This window comes from Nonomuraea sp. NPDC050394 (genome assembly GCF_044459065.1).
Lineage (GTDB): Bacteria > Actinomycetota > Actinomycetes > Streptosporangiales > Streptosporangiaceae > Nonomuraea.
In genome coordinates this window covers 1,043,221-1,059,033 of the sequence record NZ_JBITIO010000001.1, presented here as the reverse complement: position 1 = coordinate 1,059,033, position 15,813 = coordinate 1,043,221, and the positions used below count along the sequence as shown (strand labels likewise).

Below are 15,813 nucleotides of genomic sequence, written 5' to 3'. Positions count from 1 at the left end.
AAGGCGGTGATCCAGATGAGAGTTCTCGCCGTTCTCGTCCTGGCGCTTTCCTTGACCGCATGCGCTGATGCCGATGGGTCCAGGAAGGTGACCTACTTAACGTCCTTCGGAAACTTCGGCAGGGACGCGTACGCGTGGGTCGCCAAGGACAAAGGCTATTTCCGTGAGGCCGGTCTGGAGGTGGACATCAAGCCGGGCGGCGGCAGCGGCGACAGCATCGCGAAGATCGAGGCGGGCACCGCGATGTTCGCGCCGGTCGACATGACGGGGCTTCTGCTGGCCCGCGGCAAGGGCGGCGCCCGCGGCATCGTCGCCGTCGCCGCCATCCAGCAGCGCACGATGGCGGCGATCATCGCCCTGGAGGGCAGCAATATCTCGGCGCCCCGCGACCTTGAGGGCAAGACGCTGGCCGACACCCCCGGCTCCGTGGTGCGCAACCTGTTCCCCACCTACGCCAAGCTCGCCGGCATCGACGCCTCGAAGGTCACCTGGGTCAACGGCGCGCCGGCCAACCTCATCGGCCTGCTGGCCAGTGGGACGGTGGCGGGCATCGGCCAGTTCGTGGTGGGCAGGCCGACCGTGGAGTCGGCGGCCAAGGGTCGCAGGGCGGTGGTCCTGCCGTACAGCGACGTGATCAGCGACCTGTACGGCAACGTGCTCGTCACCTCAACCAAGCTCGCCAAGGACGACCCGGACACGGTCCGCCGCTTCAGCCGGGCGCTGACCAAGGGTCTGGTCTACGCCATCGACCACCCCGACGAGGCCGGTCAGATCCTCCGGAAGAACGTCCCGTCCGCGGCGGCCGCCCCCGCCGCCGCGGAGATCAAACTGATGGCCGGCTTCGTCAGACCGGCCGGCGCCGGCGTCGGCGCGATCGACACCGCCAGGCTCACCCGCTGCATCGGCACGCTGAGCGACGCCGGCGCGATCCCGGCGGGCCTGACCCCCGAGCAGGTCGTCGACACGAACCTGGCGAAGGGGTCCTGACCACCGTGCGCGCGGCGACCTGGCCGGCACTCGGGCTGCTGGTCGCGCTGGCCGCGTGGTGGCTGGTGACGGCGGCGTTCCCGCTGGTCCATCCGGCGGTGCTGCCGCCGCCCGGCGAGGTGCTCGCCGCCTTCTCCGCCAGGCCGGGCGAACTGCTCGCCGGACTCCTGGCGACCACCGTCGAGACGGTCGCCGGGTTCGCGATCTCCGTGGCCGCCGGGGTCCTGCTCGGGCTGGCGCTGGCCGCCTCGCGGGTGGTGGAGCGCATGTTCTCGCCGCTGCTGGTTGCGGTCAACGCGGTGCCGAAGATCGCGCTGGGGCCGCTGCTGGTGGTCTCCCTGGGCTGGGGTCAGCGGCCGATCCTGGCGATGGTGTTCCTGCTCTGCTTCTTCCCGATCGTGCTCTCGACCGCCACGGGCCTGACCACCACCCCCGCCGACCTCGCCGAACTGGCCCGCTCACTCGACGCCTCGCGATGGCAGGCCTTCCGCAAGGTACGCCTGCCGGCCGCGCTGCCCCAGATCTTCGTCGGGCTGAAGGTGGCCATGCCGCTGGCCGCGATCGGAGCGGTGATCGGCGAGTTCCAGGCGGGAGAGGGCGGCCTCGGCTACCAGATCGTCCAGTACAGCGGCATCGCCGACGTCGCCACCGCCTGGGCGGCGATCATCCTGGTGGCGGCGATGAGCATCGTCCTGTACTTCGGGCTGCTGGTCGTGGAACGGCTGGCGCTGCCCTGGGTCCGCGAGACCACGTCGAGCCGGTGACGGGGACGCCGGTCCGGCATCCCCGCCACCGATGACGGTTCAGGCCGCGGCGTTCTGGTGGTTCCGTTCGGCCTGCTGCTTGACCTGCTGAATCTGCTCATCGGTGACGCGCAGGTCGCCGAATTCCTTGACCGCCTGGTAATAGGTCCAGGCCAGGCCGTTGCAGGTGGAGCGGGAGAGCCCGGAATATCCGGCGCACACCTGGCGCATGTCGAAGTAGAAGGCGTCGTCGATACGCGGCTTGTTGGCCGGGAAGGCGTTCATGGCCTTGTAGTTGCGGTAGCCGAAGTCGTGGCGCCGGCAGGACATCCTGAAGTCGAAGCCGAGCGGCTGGTCGGGGCTGCTGGAGCACAGGTCGGTCGACCAGTCGAAGTTGTAGTCGGCCCACGCGGCCTGGTTCTGCCAGGCGGCCCGCCAGGCGGAGGCGCTGCCGGAGTTCGGCTGGGAGAAGGTGGAGAGCGCGGCGAGTTTCTGTTCCGGCGTGACCGCGTGGGCCGGAAGCGCGAATCCGAAGAAGGCGGCCACGGACAGGAGGGCGGATAACGAGAGCAGGAGGGACCGTCTGACCATGAGAACCTGCTTTCACTGCACGGGGGGTGCGGAGGAATGCGGTGGCAAGGTTCGCCCGACGACCTAACAATGAAGCGAAGCCGGGGAAAACTAAAAGCAGATCTTGTCCAATTTTTCCGGCAGGGTTTGCGGAGAGTCGCCCTTTACGGTCAGTCGAATTCCGAAGTCAGCGGGCCAGCAGCAGCCGCGCCGACCACCCGGCCGACCACAGCAGGAGCAGGCCGACGACCACGCCCCCGCCGACCAGAACCAGTCCGGCCCCGATGTTCGCGCCGATCGTGCCGGCGGTCACGACGCGCGCCCCCGCCCCGGCGATCGCCCCCGCCACCAGCGCCGGTACGAGCGCCGCCCACCACCGGCCGTCGAACCTACGCCCCCGGGCGGCCCAGATCAGCAGGCCGAGCGTGAGCACGATCACGACGACAGCGCCCAGTCCGGCCACCCGCGCCACCACCGGATCGACGTCCGGCGGGCGGATCGCGTAGTCGAGACCGGTCCCCTGCGGCACGTCCACACTCAGATCCCCGACCAGCCACCACACGGCGACAGGGGTGGCCAGGACGCAACCCGCGGCGGCGGCCGCGAGGCCACCTGCTCTGATCGACATGCCTACCAATGTGGGGTGCGCGCGAGGTTCGCGTCCAGCCCCTTCAGACAGCCGGAACTTCTCGGCTGCCGTGGGGAGCGGCACCCGCCGGCCGGGCATGACTTCCCAGATCCGGCCGGCGGGCCCGCGTGAGGGTCAGCGTGCGGTCTTGCCCGCGGCGACGCGCGGCTTGGCGGGAACGGCACGGCGCTTGGGCGTCGGGACGCGGAAGACGGCGCCACGGTGGTCGTACTCCTCGGCGCCCTCGTCGTCGAACCAGCGGCCGCCATCGCCCAGGTACCGGAAGGCGAACGCCTGGCCCTGCGGTACGGCTACCGCCACCCTGTAGCGACCGTCGTCGCCGAGCTGCATCGGGTGCGCGAGCGGGTCCCAGCCGTTGAAGTCGCCGACGACGGACACCGGCCCGACCTCACCGGGAAGGGTGAAGAGAACCTCCACCTGCCCCCTCCTGTTGGGTTTGCTGTGAGTGAACATCTTTCTCCCCCGAATAAGATGATTCAGACGATTGCGCGTTCAGCCATACCCCGGCCGAGGGTGGGAAACGGGCGATCTTCGCAGTTTTTAGTGTTTGCGAGAGGATTCCGCTCCGGGAATTTCCTCATGGGCTAGTGAAGCGATCCGGTCGGCAGGCCGCCGGCCGTCTCGACCCGGGTCTCGCACCGCCGGGCGCCCTCGCTGCCGACGACCACGATCCCGTTCTCGGTGACCGTGTAGAGCTCGCGATCCAGTTCGGGGTCGAAGCCGATCCTCGCGCCGTCCGGGATGACGGCGTCGCGGTCCACGATCGCCCGCCGGACGATCGCGTCCCTGCCCACCCGTACGTTCTCCATCAGGATGGAGTCGGCGACCTGCGCGCGCGCCCCCAACGTGACCTGCGGGGACAGGACCGAGCGCTCGATGTCCGCCTCGGCGGCGACGGCGACGCCCGGCGAGAGCAGCGAGTCGACGGCGCGGCCCGGCCGTTCCCTGCCGAAGGTCACCGGCGCGAGCAGGTCGTGGAAGGTGCGGATCGGCCAGTGCGCGTTGTGCAGCGTGAAGGCCGGGTCGGGTCCGATGAGGTCCATGTGGGCTTCGTAGTAGGCGTCCAGGGTGCCGACGTCACGCCAGTAGCCGCGCTCGCGGGGGCTGACGCCGTGCACGTGGTTGCGCGCGAAGTCGTAGACGTCGGCCCGGCCCTCGCGGACGAGCATGGGAATGATGTCGGCGCCGATGTCGTGGCGGCTGGACACGTCCATCGCGTCCTCCTCCACCGCGTCGATCAGCGCCTGCGTCCTGAACACGTAGTTGCCCATGGACGCGCGGATCTCCTCCGGCGAGTCGGGCAGGCCGGCCGGGTCACCGGGCTTCTCCACGAACCGAGCGATCCGCCGGCCGCCCGGCGCGCACTCGATCACCCCGAACTGGTGCGCCAGCGCGCGGGGCTGCCGAATCGCCGCGACCGTGACGTCCGCCCCGGACTCGAGGTGCTGGGCGAGCATCTGCGCGGGATCCATCCGGTAGACGTGGTCGGCCCCGAACACCAGCACGTGCTCCGGTGGATCGTCCCGCATCAGGTGCAGGTTCTGGAACAGCGCGTCGGCCGAGCCGGAGAACCACTGCGGCCCGAACTGCTGCTGTGCCGGAACCGGGGCGATGTAGTGGCCCACCTGAGAGGAGAGCTGCCAGCCGCGCGCGATGTAGCGGTCGAGACTGTTGCTCTGGTACTGGGTCAGCACCACGATCTTGAGATAGCCGGCGTTGGTCAGATTGGAGAGCACGAAGTCGATCAGCCGGAACATCCCGCCGAACGGGACGTTCGGTTTGGCCCTGCCCATCGTCAGCGGCAGTAGTCGTTTTCCCTGTCCGCCGGCCAGCACCACGGCCATAACTCTGCACGAGGTCATGAGAATGACGCTATCTTCGCCTTTCACAGCTCCATTGCAAGAAGGTTCGTCATACCCCCAAAGAATCGTTATGCCGCGCATGAGCAAAGACCGGGCTGTTCGCCACCATGACAGGCGCGCGCACGGAAGGGATCCGCTGTGATCGAGGTCGAGATCATCGACGGGATCGGCGTCGTACGGCTGGCCCACGGCAAGGTCAACGCCCTCGACCTGGAGCTGTGCCAGGCGATCGAGGCGACGCTGCGCGACCTGGACACCGGCGGGGTGAGAGCCGTCGTGCTCACCGGCTCCGGACGGGCCTTCTCGGCCGGGGTCGACCTGGAGCGCATCGTCGACGGCGGCGCCGGCTACGTGGCCACGTTCCTGCCGGCGCTGAACGGCGCGTTCCGGGCCGTCTTCGACCTGGGCAAGCCCGCCGTGGCCGCGATCAACGGCCACGCGATCGCCGGCGGCTGCGTGCTGGCCGTCGCCTGCGACCACCGCGTCATGACCACCGGACCTGGCACGATCGGCGTCCCCGAACTGCTGGTGGGGGTGCCGTTCCCCGGAGGTGGCCCTGGAGATCATGCGGTACGCGCTGGGGCCGGTCGGCGCGCGGCGGGCGATCCTCGACGGCCGCAATCATCCGGCCGCGCAAGCGCTGGCCCACGGGTTCGTGGACGAGGTGGCCGAACCGGGGGAACTCCTCGACCGGGCGTTGTCGGTCGCCGACCGGCTGGCCGCGATCCCCGCCGACACCTTCCGGCACACCAAGGGGCAACTGCGCGGCGAGGCGGCCGATGAGCGGGAGACGCTGCGCCTGTGGCGGACGGCCGCGGCCGACGGGCGGATCGAGTCCTTCATGGCCCGCACGGTCGCTTCCCGCCGCCACCCGTGAGGCGCTTTGCGCGCATACGGTGGGAAATATGTTCTTCGAGCCCCCAACGGTCCAGGACGAAACATCCGAACCGCCCCGACCGGGTCTGTCCCCCTGGCAGGCGCCTCCGGCTCAGGAGAGAGGCGTGGTGCTGGTCAGCGAGCTGATGCTGGCCCGTACCCGGGACATCGCCATGATCGTGCAGACGATCCAGGCCTTCAGCACCGGCTGCCTGATCAACGTGGACGTCGTCACGCGGCCGCACTCTCCGGCCTCGGCCGGCGACTCCACCCTCACGCGCGCCATCTACCAGCACATGGTCACCGGCGTGAAGGCGGGCGGCCCGCTGCCTGACGATCTGCTGCGCTTCGGCGTGCGCTTCGCCGACGGCTCCAAGGCCACCACCATCGGGCAGCGCGTCAGCAAGCGGTATCCCCCGTCGGCGCCGCCGCCGGAGGAACCGCAGATCTCCTGGCTGCTGCCCGGCATGTCGATGCGCAGCGGTCCCGAAGACTCGAGCGTCATCGTCGCCGGGTTGTGGTTGTGGCCCTCGCCGCCGGCGGAGCCGTTCGAGCTCGCCGTGGAGTGGCCCGCCGGCGGCATCGAGCTCACCTTCGCCGAGGTGGACGGAGCCGCCATCGCGTCGGCCGCCGGGCGCTCGCTCCCCTACTGGCCCGGCGGAGAGGCCGAGTAGCCGCTGCTCCGGCTGCTTTCCCCGGTCTGCCGTACGCCCTCCGGCTGCGGCCTGAGCGTGGGCGACGAGATCGTCATCCGGGTCGGCGGCGGGCGCAAGAACGCCGAGCTGAGCGACGGCCAGGCGGTCTACGAGCTGGTATACGAGGTGGTGTGGCGAACCGTTCGGGGTCCGCCGTACGTCGTGAGGTCATGATGCTGCGATTGCTCGTGGTCACCGCCCTGGCGGCCGCCATGCTGGTGGGCACGACCACCGCCGCCTGCGCCTGCAGTTGTGTGGAGTTCAAGCCGGCGCAGGCCGTACAGAACGCGACGGCGGTCTTCACCGGCACCGTGGTGGCGATCCGCACGGTCAAGGGGCCGCCGAACGCCCAGAAGGTGTACACCTTCCGCACCGACAACGTCTACAAGGGCGCGCCCGCCGCCGAGTTCCAGATCGGCGCCGACACCGACAGCCCCGCGTGCGGGTACGTGTTCGACCAGGACACGCGCTACCTCGTTTTCGCCAGCCCGGCGGAGAGGGTGCCGGGCGTGAGCCTGTCCACGTCGCTGTGCTCGGGGAACATCCCGATCCGTCCGGGCACGGGCCCGCTCAAGGCCGGCGACGAACGGGAGACCACCCACGAGACCATCGGCGGTCCCGTGACCACCGAGCTGATCACCGCCCTGGGCACCCCCGTGCGACCCGGCCTGACCGGCACGCCGCAACCCGCCGTCTCCTGGCGCTGGGTCGCCGCCGTCGCGGTCGTCACGGCGACCACCCTTTCCTGGTACGCCCGCCACAACACGGCCGAGTAGCTCACATCCGGGACAGCAGTTCGGCCTTCTTGGCCTGGAACTCCTCGGGGGACAGCAGTCCGGCGTCGCGCAGTTCGCCCAGCTTGGCGATCAGTTCGGTGATCTCGGCGGCGGTGTGGCGTGGGGCGAGCGGTTTCGGCGCTCCGGCGGGGATCGCGGCCAGGATGGCGGCGGCGAACGGGAGCGACTTGTGAGTGACGCCCCAGCCCAGGCCGAACACCACCGAGGCCGGGTCGTCGTTCGGGTCGGACGGGGCCACCCGGTCGCGTACCTTCAGCCTGAGCGAGCCGCTGGCCCTCACCGGCGCGTGCCACTCCACGCCTTCCAGGTCGGCGACGCGGAACCGCTGGTCACCGGCGCTGTACTTGGCCGTCGAAGCACCCGACCAGAACCAGGTGAAGGTCACGTGCTCGCCGTCGAACGTGGCCGCGCCGTCCCATGCCTTGAAACCCCGCGGCACGGGCGGGGCGGCGACCAGGAAACGCTCGGCGGGCTCCCGGCTCGTGATCGCGGACCGGAGCTCGTCGGCGTAGTAGTCGGCCAGCGTCTCCTTGCCGGCGGGCAGCACCAGCCGGTACGGGTCCAGCACCTCGGCCAGTTGCCCGGCGGCGGCGCTGACCACCGGATCCGCCCCACGCCTGGGCGTCACCCGGAGCACCACCGTGCCCCGCCTGCCCCGCGCGAGCGACACGTCGGCGATGGCGCTGTGGGGAACGACGCGTTCGCCGAGTTCGGCGAGGAGTTTGTTCGCCTTCGGCCCCGGCCGGACGCGCAGCGCGTCGCTCTCGAAGCTCCACACGCTTTCGGAGCCCGCCAGAACATCCTCCACGTCCTCAGGCTAGGCCATCATCGTGCTCACCGGCGGGGTGCGAGCACGGTTCCCAGGCCGTCCAGGAGGCGTTCGAGGCCGAAGGCGAACAGCGACTCCAGGTCGAGCTCCGTCCCCGGCTCGGTGACCTGGGCGATCAGCGGCCCGTCGACGGACAGCCTGGCCGTGACCCACTGCGTGCTGGTCATGCCGGTGTCGAGTTCGGCGCCGGCCTCGCTCTCGATGTTCACCGCCGTCCCGCGCACGTAGTTGACGAGCGTGCCGTACACGTGCAGGCGGGTGCCGGGGTCAAGACCGAGGCCGTCGAGCGCGCGCAGCGTCCACAGCCCGTACGCCAGCATCCCCGGCAGCGGCACCGGCCGGGTGATCGACACCAGGCGAGGCAGCCAGGGATGGCGCTGGTAGGCGGCCCACTGGAGCTGGGCGGCCACGCGCAGGTGGGAGCGCCATCCCGGCGGCGGCTCCGGGTACTCGATCTCGGCGAACGCGGCGTCGGCGATCAGCTGGGTGAGCTCGGCCTTGGCGTCGAGGTGCCGGTAGAGGGTCATGGTGGCGACGCCGAGCTTGGCCGCCACCGCCCGCATCGACAGCGCCGCCAGGCCGCTCTCGTCGGCGATCTCCATGGCCACGCGGACGACCCGCTCGCGTTCGAGGTTTCCGGCCGAGCGCGCGGGCAGCCGTCGAGCGGCGACGACGGCGCCGACCCGGGCCGCGGACTCGATGGCGCCCGCCTGCTTGAGCGCGGCCAGCGCCTTGGTGGCCGTCGCCATGGCCACGCCCCATTCGGCCATGATCGCCCTGGTGGTGGGGACGCGATCGCCCGGCCGTAGCTCTCCGTCGGCGATGCGCCGCTCGATGTCGGCGACGATCCGGAGGTACGGCGGTCGCGGATCGTTCACGACGCCATGCTGCCACGCCTCAGCGATCGGGCAACCAGTTGCCGTGCAGCCCGAGCGGCACCCTGACCGGAAGGTGGACCCGCGCGACGGGCGCGCCGGTGAAGTCGTGGGCGCTCAGGATCACCAGGTCACTGGCGTTCCTGAGCGGATTGTGGACGTACGTCAGCAGATAGCCCTCGTCCTCCCCCGGCCCCGCGGCGGCGAACACGGCCTCCCCCACGGCCTCGTCCGCGCCGAACCCGTGCACCTCGGCCGTCCCCCGCTCCAGGTCATGCTTGACCAGGGCGTTGGTGAACGCGTCGTCGGACGGCATCCCCTCGGGCACGAACGGAATTCCGTAGAGGGCCGTCGCCGCCGAGTAGCCGTACCGGTGGGGCCGGGTGGCGCGCGTCTCGTTCACCCGGGGGAAGTCCTGCGGCCGGTCGTCGACCCGGCGCTGATGGACGGCGTCCGCGGTGATCGTCCACCGGTCCAGCATGGGGCGGATCGCCCCGGGATCGGCGGGGTGGAACGGCCCCTCGGCCGTGACCAGGTCGACCACGACCGAGTCGCCGTCGTCGTAGGCGTTGAGCGTGTGGCTGACGTGGACCGGGTCGATGTCCAGCCAGCGCACCTCCCCGCCGGTACGCGGCATGACGCCCACCCGCGTCGGATGCTCCGGCAGCCACCGGCACTCGAAGCCGTCGAAGCCCAGCGGCGTGTCCCACAGCACCACGTGGTTCTCGGTGAGCGCGAAGTCGTGCAGGAACGGCGTGCGCGTCATGGGGATCGAGGTGGCCCGGACGACGCCGCCCCCGACGCCGGTCACGATGTACTGGACGACGTCGCGGCCCATCATGTACGACAGCGAGTGCAGTTCGCCGGTGAGCGGGTCGTGCTTGGAGTGGGCCCCCGCCGTGAACCCCTCCTCGGTCCCGCCCAGCGCGCACGTGCCCACGGTGTTCAGCTCGTCGTCCAGTTCGGTGGGCGGCATGCCGCCTTCCAGCATGGCGAACGTGCGCCTGGCGTGCTCGATCACGTGCACCATGGGCGCGATGCCCGGCGTGCGGACGAACCGGTTGCGGTACCACTCGGCACGGCCGTCGCGCAGCCGTACCCCGTGCACCATGCCCTGGCCCATGCCCCAGATGTGGACGACCGGGTCCTCCACGCCCAGCGGGTTGGGCCCGTTGCGCAGGTAGCGGCCGTTGAGCTCGGCCGGTATCCGCCCGGTGACGGGCAGGTCGTAGGCGGTGACCTCTTCGGTGACGGGCGCGAACGGCCCTTCCAGGTACTTCATGTTGACACCGTACGCACGCACGGGCGCAATCCCCTCTCAGTATGGGAGAATGCCTCGCCGTGCACTAGTGCAGCGTTCGCCTGCGCTCCGTGACGACCGCCAGCCCGAGGCCGAGCGCGGCGTAGGCGCACAGCACCGCGAACCCCGCCCAAGGAGCCAGCGGGAAGTAGCCGGTGAGCGCGCTGTAGAAGCCCTCGACGTGCGCGTACTCGCGGACGCTCTGCTGGATCGCGAATCCCGCCGCCGGAGTGACCGCCAGCAGCCAGTCCCCCACGCCCGCCAGCGCCAGCGCGTACGGGAGGAAGACCGCGGCGACGGCCGCGACGATCCCCGCGGCGGCCCGCCCGAGCAGCGCGCCGATGCCCAGGGACAGCACCGCGACGGCGGCGAACAGCAGGCCGGTGCCGGCGATCACCTGCACGTACGCAGGCAGGCCGACCGGGAGCGGGTGGACGCCGTTGGCGGGGAGCATCCGCAGGGCGATCGGCACCATGACGGCGGCGGGTACCACCCCGCTGACGAAGGCGGCCGTGCCGATCACCACCGCCTTGGGGACGAGGCGCCGGCGGCCGGCCGTCCCGAAGGAGACCGCCACGACGATCACCGCGATCAGGCCCAGGAACGCGCCGATCAGCGTGCGCTCGATGGGCTGCCAGTCGGTGCTGGGCGCGATGTCGCCGGTTCCCGTGACGGTGAAGGTGCCGCCCGAGCGCGAGAACCCGCCCCCGTGGTGCGGCGTCACGCCGTCGGGCTCCATCTGGACGCCGATGTCGTCGGCCTTCCACGCGCCCTCCTGCGGGCTGACCTGGTCGAAGACGGCGGTGGCTTCGGAGAACCTGGACTCGGGCCCGCCGCCGGCCATCGTCAGCGCACCGGGCGAGGCGGCGAACAGCCCGATCTCCACCGTGCCGGGCAGCCCGCCGAGATCGGCCCTGCCCACCTCGGTCCACTGCCGGCCGTCGGCCGACTCGTACCCGGTGAGCGTGTCGCCGGTACGCGTCAGCCGCAGCCAGCGCGGATGCCCACCGGCCGAGCCCGCGACGTCTTCCGTGAAGTTGTGCTGCATGCGCACCCCGTGCTCGGCGGTGACCATGATCGCCGCGTACCGCGACCCCCGCCGGAGGCCGTCCTTGACCATGACCCCCGCCTTGGCCCACGGCACCAGCCCGGGGACGGGCGGTGGTCCGCCACCGGTCCCGGGCGGCGGCGGCTCCTTGATCCGTCCCGTCATGCCGTTCACCCGGGCGGTGATGCTGCCGTCGCCACGCAGCGGCTGGTGGACGAAGAAGAACTTGTCCTCCACCGCCTGCCCGGCCGGCCCCAGGATGGGCGCGGGGCAGGGCTCCTCGGTGGTCTGGTTGCCGCACGTGGCGCGGGAGGAGGCGACGAGCGTGAGCCCGGCCACCACCGGGATCAGCGCCGCGGCCACCATCCCGATCACCCAGCGGCGGGTCTTGCCGAACCTGGTCCATTCGGATTCCATGGCGGGCAGGTTAGGCAGCGCGACCCCGCGCGGGCGTCACGCAGGGGAGCGATCTTTCCCGTCCCTGGCGCCAGGGACACCGGATCCCCCACGCGATGGACGCGGCAGAAATCTGCAGGAGGCAGGATGACCTTCACCTTCGACCACATCTCCGCCGGATACCACCCCGACCCCGCGCTGTCGATGTCGCTGCACGCCGACGCCTACACCGATCCGGCCTGGTTCGACGTCGACCAGCGGGCGATCTTCGCGCGGACGTGGCAGTGGTTGTGCCACGTGGAGAAGCTGCGCGAGCCGGGAAGCTACGTCAGCGCCACGGTGGCCGGCATGCCCGTCGTCGCCGTCCGGGACGAGTCGGGCACGCTGCGCGCGTTCTACAACGTGTGCAAGCACCGGGCGCACGAACTGCTGTCCGGGTGCGGTGTCCGGCGCAGCATCGTCTGCCCGTACCACGCCTGGAACTTCGACCTGACCGGCCGGTTACGGCGCGCCCGCAACACCGGCGACCTGCCGGCCTTCGACCCCGGGACGGTACGCCTTGACCCCGTCCAGGTCACCGAGTTCGCCGGCATGGTCTACGTCAACCTCGACCCCGGCGCCGCCCCGCTCATCGAGCTGGCCGGGGACCTCGCGGCGGAGATCGAGACGCGGGCGCCGGACGTGGCCAAGCTGACCCTCGCCCGCCGCCTCACCTACGACATCGCCTCCAACTGGAAGAACGTCGTCGACAACTTCCTGGAGTGCTATCACTGCCACGTGGCGCACAAGGACTTCGTGTCGCTGGTCGACATGAGCACGTACAAGGTGACGACCCACGGCATCTGGTCCAGCCACATGGCGCATGCGGGCACGGCGGAGAACTCCGCCTACGACGTGTCGGGCGCGACCGTGACCGAGCACGCGGTCTGGTGGCTGTGGCCCAGCACCTGCCTGCTGCGCTACCCCGGCCGGGGCAACTTCATGGTCCTGCAGATCATCCCCGCCGGCCCGGAACGGACCCTGGAGACCTGGGACTTCTACCTGGAGACCACCGAGCCCGACGAGGCGGAGCTCGGCAGCATCCGCTACATCGACGAGGTGCTCCAGGTCGAGGACATCTCCCTGGTGGAGAGCGTCCAGCGCGGGATGCGCACGCCCGCCTTCACCCAGGGCAAGATCGTGTACGACCCCGCGGGATCCGGCCTGTCGGAGCACGCGCTCCACCACTTCCACGGCCTCGTCCTCGACGCCTACCGCGACGCTTTGAAGTGACGCTCAGTCCAGGCCGGCGAGCTTGGCGCTGTCGTCCCAGAGCGCCTGGGCGAGCCTGCCGTCGCGGGCCGGTTCCGACGGGTCCGGCCAGGTGAGCCCGCCCCGGCGCAGCGCGGCGTACGAGCGTCCGCCCGGTGGCCTCGCCAGGCCGAGGGCCAGGTCGGCCAGGGCGTTCCCGGCGGCGGCGCGGCTGTTGAGATACGGGTTGAACCGGCTCACCGCCCAGCGCGGCACCGGCGTGCCCAGCAGCGACCACGCCACCCGCAGGGGAAACGCCAGATCCTTGGCCAGGCCCGTGCCGAACACCTGACCCGGGTCGTAGGCGACGGCCGTGACGCCGCGCCCGGACAACTCGCGCGCGGTCAGCACGGCGCACAGCTTGGACGCGGTGTACGCGTGCTCGCCCGCCTTGCGCGGCCGGGGATCGCGGCCGGGGTCGCGATCCGGGTGAGCCAGCAGGTCCGCGTCCGCGTGCCGCGGCGGTGTCAGCCCGGCGCCGGTGGCGGGGTCGTGCGTGCCGCTCGTGGTCAGGACGACGATCGCGCCGTCGGCCAAGGTGGGCAGGAGCAGGCGGATGAGCAGGTAGTGGGCGAGATGGTTGACGGCGAACGTCGTCTCGAAACCGTCCGCGCTCCGGCCGGCGACGTCGGGGCGGATCAGACCGGCGTTAAGCACCAGGGCGTCCACACGGGTGCCGGGGGTGTCTGGGGTGTCTGGGGTGCCGGGGGTGCCGGGGGGTTCGGCTAGTCGTTCGCGTACCGAGGTCGCGAAGGCGCGTACCGACGCGAGATCGGTCAGGTCGAGCGGGATCGACTCGCTGCCGGGCACCGGCCGGCGGGCGCCCAGGATCAGGCGGGCCCCGCCGCGCGTCAGCCGTGCCGCGGCGGTCGTGCCGAAGCCCGACGTGCCGCCGGTCATCACCATCGTGGACACGGTGCCCTCCTAGGGGATGGTCTTCACCACGTGACGGAGGGTCTCGCCCAGCTCGGTCCGGCAGGCGATCGTCCGGTCGCCCCGGGGTTCGAGCAGGCCGCGCTGCTCGGCCTCGTACAGGCCGGCGAGCTCCCGCGCGAGGGGCTCCGGGAGGCCCGCCTCGACCATCGTGCCGACCCAGCCGGCCCGCGGAATGGTGACCACCTGCAGCGACGTGCCGAGCACCGCCGCCAGTTCCTCCGCGACCTCCCGCTCGGTGTAGCCGGGGGCGTCCAGGTCGACGACCTCGCTGCTCGCGGGCGGCTCCGTCAGCGCCCGCGCGACCACCTTGCCGATGTCGCCCGTGGCGACCATCGGCGTGGGCACGTCGGCCGACTCGCCGAAGACCGGGTAGACGCCGGCCCCCGTGGCGGCGTCGAGCACGGTCTCGACCTTCTCCTGGAAGTGCGGCGAGCGGATCGCGGTCAGGACCGCGCCGGTCTCGCGCAGCAGGTTCTCCAGGTGGTGCAGCCAGCGGATGGGGCCCGTGCCCTCGGCCAGTTCCGCGCCGACCGAGGACAGCATCACCACGTGCGGAACGCCGCTGTCGCCGACCGCTCCGGCGATCGAAGCGGCCAGCCCGCGGTGATAGGCGTCGGGGTCGTCCGCCGCCGGATCGGTCGGCAGCATGACGAACACGCCGCGGCAGCCGCGCAACGCCTCCGCCAGCGCCGCCCTGTCGCCGAGATCGGCGACAGCCGCCCGGCTCCAGTCGCGGCCCTTCGCCGGATCGCGGACCACGGCCCGAACCGCCTCTCCATTGGCCAGAAGCTCCCGGGCCGCCGCACCGCCGACATGGCCTGTCACACCCGTGATCGCGTACATCGGACCGCCTCTCCAGGGTCGTCGAATGAGTTACTCCCAGTGAAGTCGCCCCGGGTAAGACGATCCATATTCGGCACGCTCGCTTCCATTTCTGTCCGTCTAAGCTGAAGGTGTGGACCCCCTCGCCGACCTTCTCGACGGAGTCCGTGCCCGCAGCGCGGCGTTCTGCCAGGCGATCCTGGAACCACCGTGGTCGCTGCGGATCGCCGACGGCGCCATGCTCGCCCTGGCCACCGCACTGCGCGGACACGCCTGGATCGTGCCCGACGGGGGCGAACCCGTGCTGATGCGCACCGGTGACGTGGCGATCGTCAAGGGGCCCGCGCCGTACACGATCGGCGACGACCCGGCCACCGCCCCCGACACGATCGTCCACCCGGGCAACCGCCTGACCACCATGGACGGCGTCGACATCACCGACGAACTACGGCTCGGCCCCCGCACCAGCGGACTCACCCCCGACGGCTCGGCGATCGTGGCCAGCGGCACCTACCAGGTCAGCGGCGAGGTGGGCGACCGGCTGCTCAACGCCCTGCCCGCGGTCGTGCTCGTGCCGCGGGCGAGCACGCCCTCCCCCGTCATGGAACTGCTGGCCCTGGAGGTCAACGGCGAAGGCCCCGGCCAGCAGGTCGTCCTCGACCGGCTCCTCGACCTGGCGCTGATCGCGACCCTGCGCGCCTGGTTCGCCCGTCCCGAGGCCCAGGCGCCCGGCTGGTACCAGGCGCAGAGCGACCCGCTGATCGGCCCGGCGCTGAAGCTGATCCACGGCGATCCGGCCCGGCCGTGGACGGTGGCGCTCCTGGCCGAGAAGGTCGGCGCGTCACGGGCGGCGTTCGCCCGCCGCTTCGCCAGCCTCGTGGGCGAGCCGCCGATGGCCTACGTCACCGGCTGGCGGCTCGCGCTCGCCGCCGACCTGCTGCGTTCCTCCGACATCACCATCGACTCCGTCGCCAGGCACGTCGGCTACGCCAACGCGTTCGCGCTGAGCGTGGCCTTCAAGCGGGTACGCGGCCTGTCGCCGAGCCGCCACCGCACCGGTTCCCAGACGAAGTAGCGCGGCCAGACGTGGACCCAGGCCAGGGCTGTCTGGCCGAGCCCTGACCCCGGGCGGCGAGGT

The 15,813-nt window shown here is 71.3% G+C and carries 17 protein-coding genes and 1 pseudogene; 8 read left to right on the top strand and 10 right to left on the bottom strand.

What is annotated here, in order from left to right; genetic code table 11:
- The first annotated feature begins 87 nt into the window (after positions 1 to 87).
- Together ACIBKY_RS05335 and ACIBKY_RS05330 are read left to right on the top strand one after the other, a co-directional pair.
- The gene (locus ACIBKY_RS05335; protein ID WP_397094581.1) at positions 88 to 987 is read left to right on the top strand and encodes an ABC transporter substrate-binding protein; all 900 of its coding nucleotides are present in this window, start codon (positions 88 to 90) and stop codon (positions 985 to 987) included.
- A gap of 5 nt (positions 988 to 992) precedes the next feature.
- On the top strand, positions 993 to 1,751 hold the full coding sequence (locus ACIBKY_RS05330; RefSeq protein WP_397094579.1) for an ABC transporter permease: 759 nt from the start codon (positions 993 to 995) through the stop codon (positions 1,749 to 1,751).
- 39 nt (positions 1,752 to 1,790) lie between these two features.
- On the opposite strand, the gene ACIBKY_RS05325 is transcribed toward ACIBKY_RS05330, so the two are convergent.
- From ACIBKY_RS05325 to ACIBKY_RS05310, 4 genes are all read right to left on the bottom strand, one after another.
- Positions 1,791 to 2,321, bottom strand: coding sequence for a phospholipase (locus ACIBKY_RS05325; protein WP_397094577.1), 531 nt, complete (start codon positions 2,319 to 2,321; stop codon positions 1,791 to 1,793).
- Positions 2,322 to 2,487: 166 nt separating this feature from the next.
- Positions 2,488 to 2,928 carry a hypothetical protein gene (locus tag ACIBKY_RS05320; protein WP_397094576.1) on the bottom strand — a complete coding sequence of 147 codons (441 nt, stop codon included), beginning with the start codon at positions 2,926 to 2,928 and terminating at the stop codon, positions 2,488 to 2,490.
- A gap of 135 nt (positions 2,929 to 3,063) precedes the next feature.
- On the bottom strand, positions 3,064 to 3,366 hold the full coding sequence (locus tag ACIBKY_RS05315; protein ID WP_397094574.1) for an isoamylase early set domain-containing protein: 303 nt from the start codon (positions 3,364 to 3,366) through the stop codon (positions 3,064 to 3,066).
- A 167-nt stretch (positions 3,367 to 3,533) separates the two neighbouring features.
- Positions 3,534 to 4,811, bottom strand: a complete 1,278-nt coding sequence (locus tag ACIBKY_RS05310; protein WP_397094572.1) for a glucose-1-phosphate adenylyltransferase — start codon at positions 4,809 to 4,811, stop codon at positions 3,534 to 3,536.
- Positions 4,812 to 4,949: 138 nt separating this feature from the next.
- Between ACIBKY_RS05310 and ACIBKY_RS05305 the strand changes: the two are divergent.
- The 4 genes and pseudogenes from ACIBKY_RS05305 (at position 4,950) to ACIBKY_RS05290 (ending at position 7,158) form a co-directional block, all read left to right on the top strand.
- Positions 4,950 to 5,688: pseudogene (locus tag ACIBKY_RS05305) on the top strand (enoyl-CoA hydratase/isomerase family protein).
- Positions 5,689 to 5,812: 124 nt separating this feature from the next.
- Complete coding sequence (locus tag ACIBKY_RS05300) at positions 5,813 to 6,361, top strand: hypothetical protein (protein ID WP_397094570.1); 549 nt, start codon at positions 5,813 to 5,815, stop codon at positions 6,359 to 6,361.
- A 57-nt stretch (positions 6,362 to 6,418) separates the two neighbouring features.
- Positions 6,419 to 6,556, top strand: a complete 138-nt coding sequence (locus ACIBKY_RS05295; protein WP_397094568.1) for a hypothetical protein — start codon at positions 6,419 to 6,421, stop codon at positions 6,554 to 6,556.
- Positions 6,553 to 7,158, top strand: coding sequence for a hypothetical protein (locus ACIBKY_RS05290; protein ID WP_397094566.1), 606 nt, complete (start codon positions 6,553 to 6,555; stop codon positions 7,156 to 7,158). The genes ACIBKY_RS05295 and ACIBKY_RS05290 overlap by 4 nt, the downstream gene beginning before the upstream one ends.
- 1 nt (position 7,159) lies before the next feature.
- Here ACIBKY_RS05290 and ACIBKY_RS05285 read toward each other — a convergent pair whose 3' ends face one another.
- The 4 genes from ACIBKY_RS05285 to ACIBKY_RS05270 all read right to left on the bottom strand — a co-directional run bounded on the left by ACIBKY_RS05285 (position 7,160) and on the right by ACIBKY_RS05270 (position 11,648).
- On the bottom strand, positions 7,160 to 7,987 hold the full coding sequence (locus tag ACIBKY_RS05285; protein ID WP_397094565.1) for a DUF4429 domain-containing protein: 828 nt from the start codon (positions 7,985 to 7,987) through the stop codon (positions 7,160 to 7,162).
- 26 nt (positions 7,988 to 8,013) lie between these two features.
- Positions 8,014 to 8,886, bottom strand: coding sequence for a GntR family transcriptional regulator (locus tag ACIBKY_RS05280; protein WP_397094563.1), 873 nt, complete (start codon positions 8,884 to 8,886; stop codon positions 8,014 to 8,016).
- 19 nt (positions 8,887 to 8,905) lie between these two features.
- On the bottom strand, positions 8,906 to 10,165 hold the full coding sequence (locus tag ACIBKY_RS05275) for a carotenoid oxygenase family protein (protein WP_397094561.1): 1,260 nt from the start codon (positions 10,163 to 10,165) through the stop codon (positions 8,906 to 8,908).
- A gap of 64 nt (positions 10,166 to 10,229) precedes the next feature.
- The gene (locus ACIBKY_RS05270) at positions 10,230 to 11,648 is read right to left on the bottom strand and encodes a hypothetical protein (RefSeq protein WP_397094559.1); all 1,419 of its coding nucleotides are present in this window, start codon (positions 11,646 to 11,648) and stop codon (positions 10,230 to 10,232) included.
- A gap of 126 nt (positions 11,649 to 11,774) precedes the next feature.
- On the opposite strand from ACIBKY_RS05270, the gene ACIBKY_RS05265 reads away from it, so the two are divergent.
- Positions 11,775 to 12,899 (top strand): SRPBCC family protein, encoded by a 1,125-nt coding sequence (locus ACIBKY_RS05265; RefSeq protein WP_397094557.1) that lies wholly within the window; start codon positions 11,775 to 11,777, stop codon positions 12,897 to 12,899.
- A 3-nt stretch (positions 12,900 to 12,902) separates the two neighbouring features.
- Here the strand turns inward: ACIBKY_RS05265 and ACIBKY_RS05260 are convergent, their stop codons facing one another.
- Together ACIBKY_RS05260 and ACIBKY_RS05255 are read right to left on the bottom strand one after the other, a co-directional pair.
- A complete protein-coding gene (locus ACIBKY_RS05260; RefSeq protein ID WP_397095452.1) occupies positions 12,903 to 13,823 on the bottom strand; it encodes an SDR family NAD(P)-dependent oxidoreductase in 921 nt (306 codons plus the stop codon).
- Positions 13,824 to 13,841: 18 nt separating this feature from the next.
- Entirely contained in the window at positions 13,842 to 14,678 is an 837-nt protein-coding gene (locus ACIBKY_RS05255) for an NAD(P)H-binding protein (protein WP_397094556.1), read from the bottom strand.
- A gap of 130 nt (positions 14,679 to 14,808) precedes the next feature.
- On the opposite strand from ACIBKY_RS05255, the gene ACIBKY_RS05250 reads away from it, so the two are divergent.
- Positions 14,809 to 15,750, top strand: a complete 942-nt coding sequence (locus ACIBKY_RS05250) for an AraC family transcriptional regulator (protein ID WP_397094555.1) — start codon at positions 14,809 to 14,811, stop codon at positions 15,748 to 15,750.
- The last annotated feature ends 63 nt before the right edge of the window (positions 15,751 to 15,813 follow it).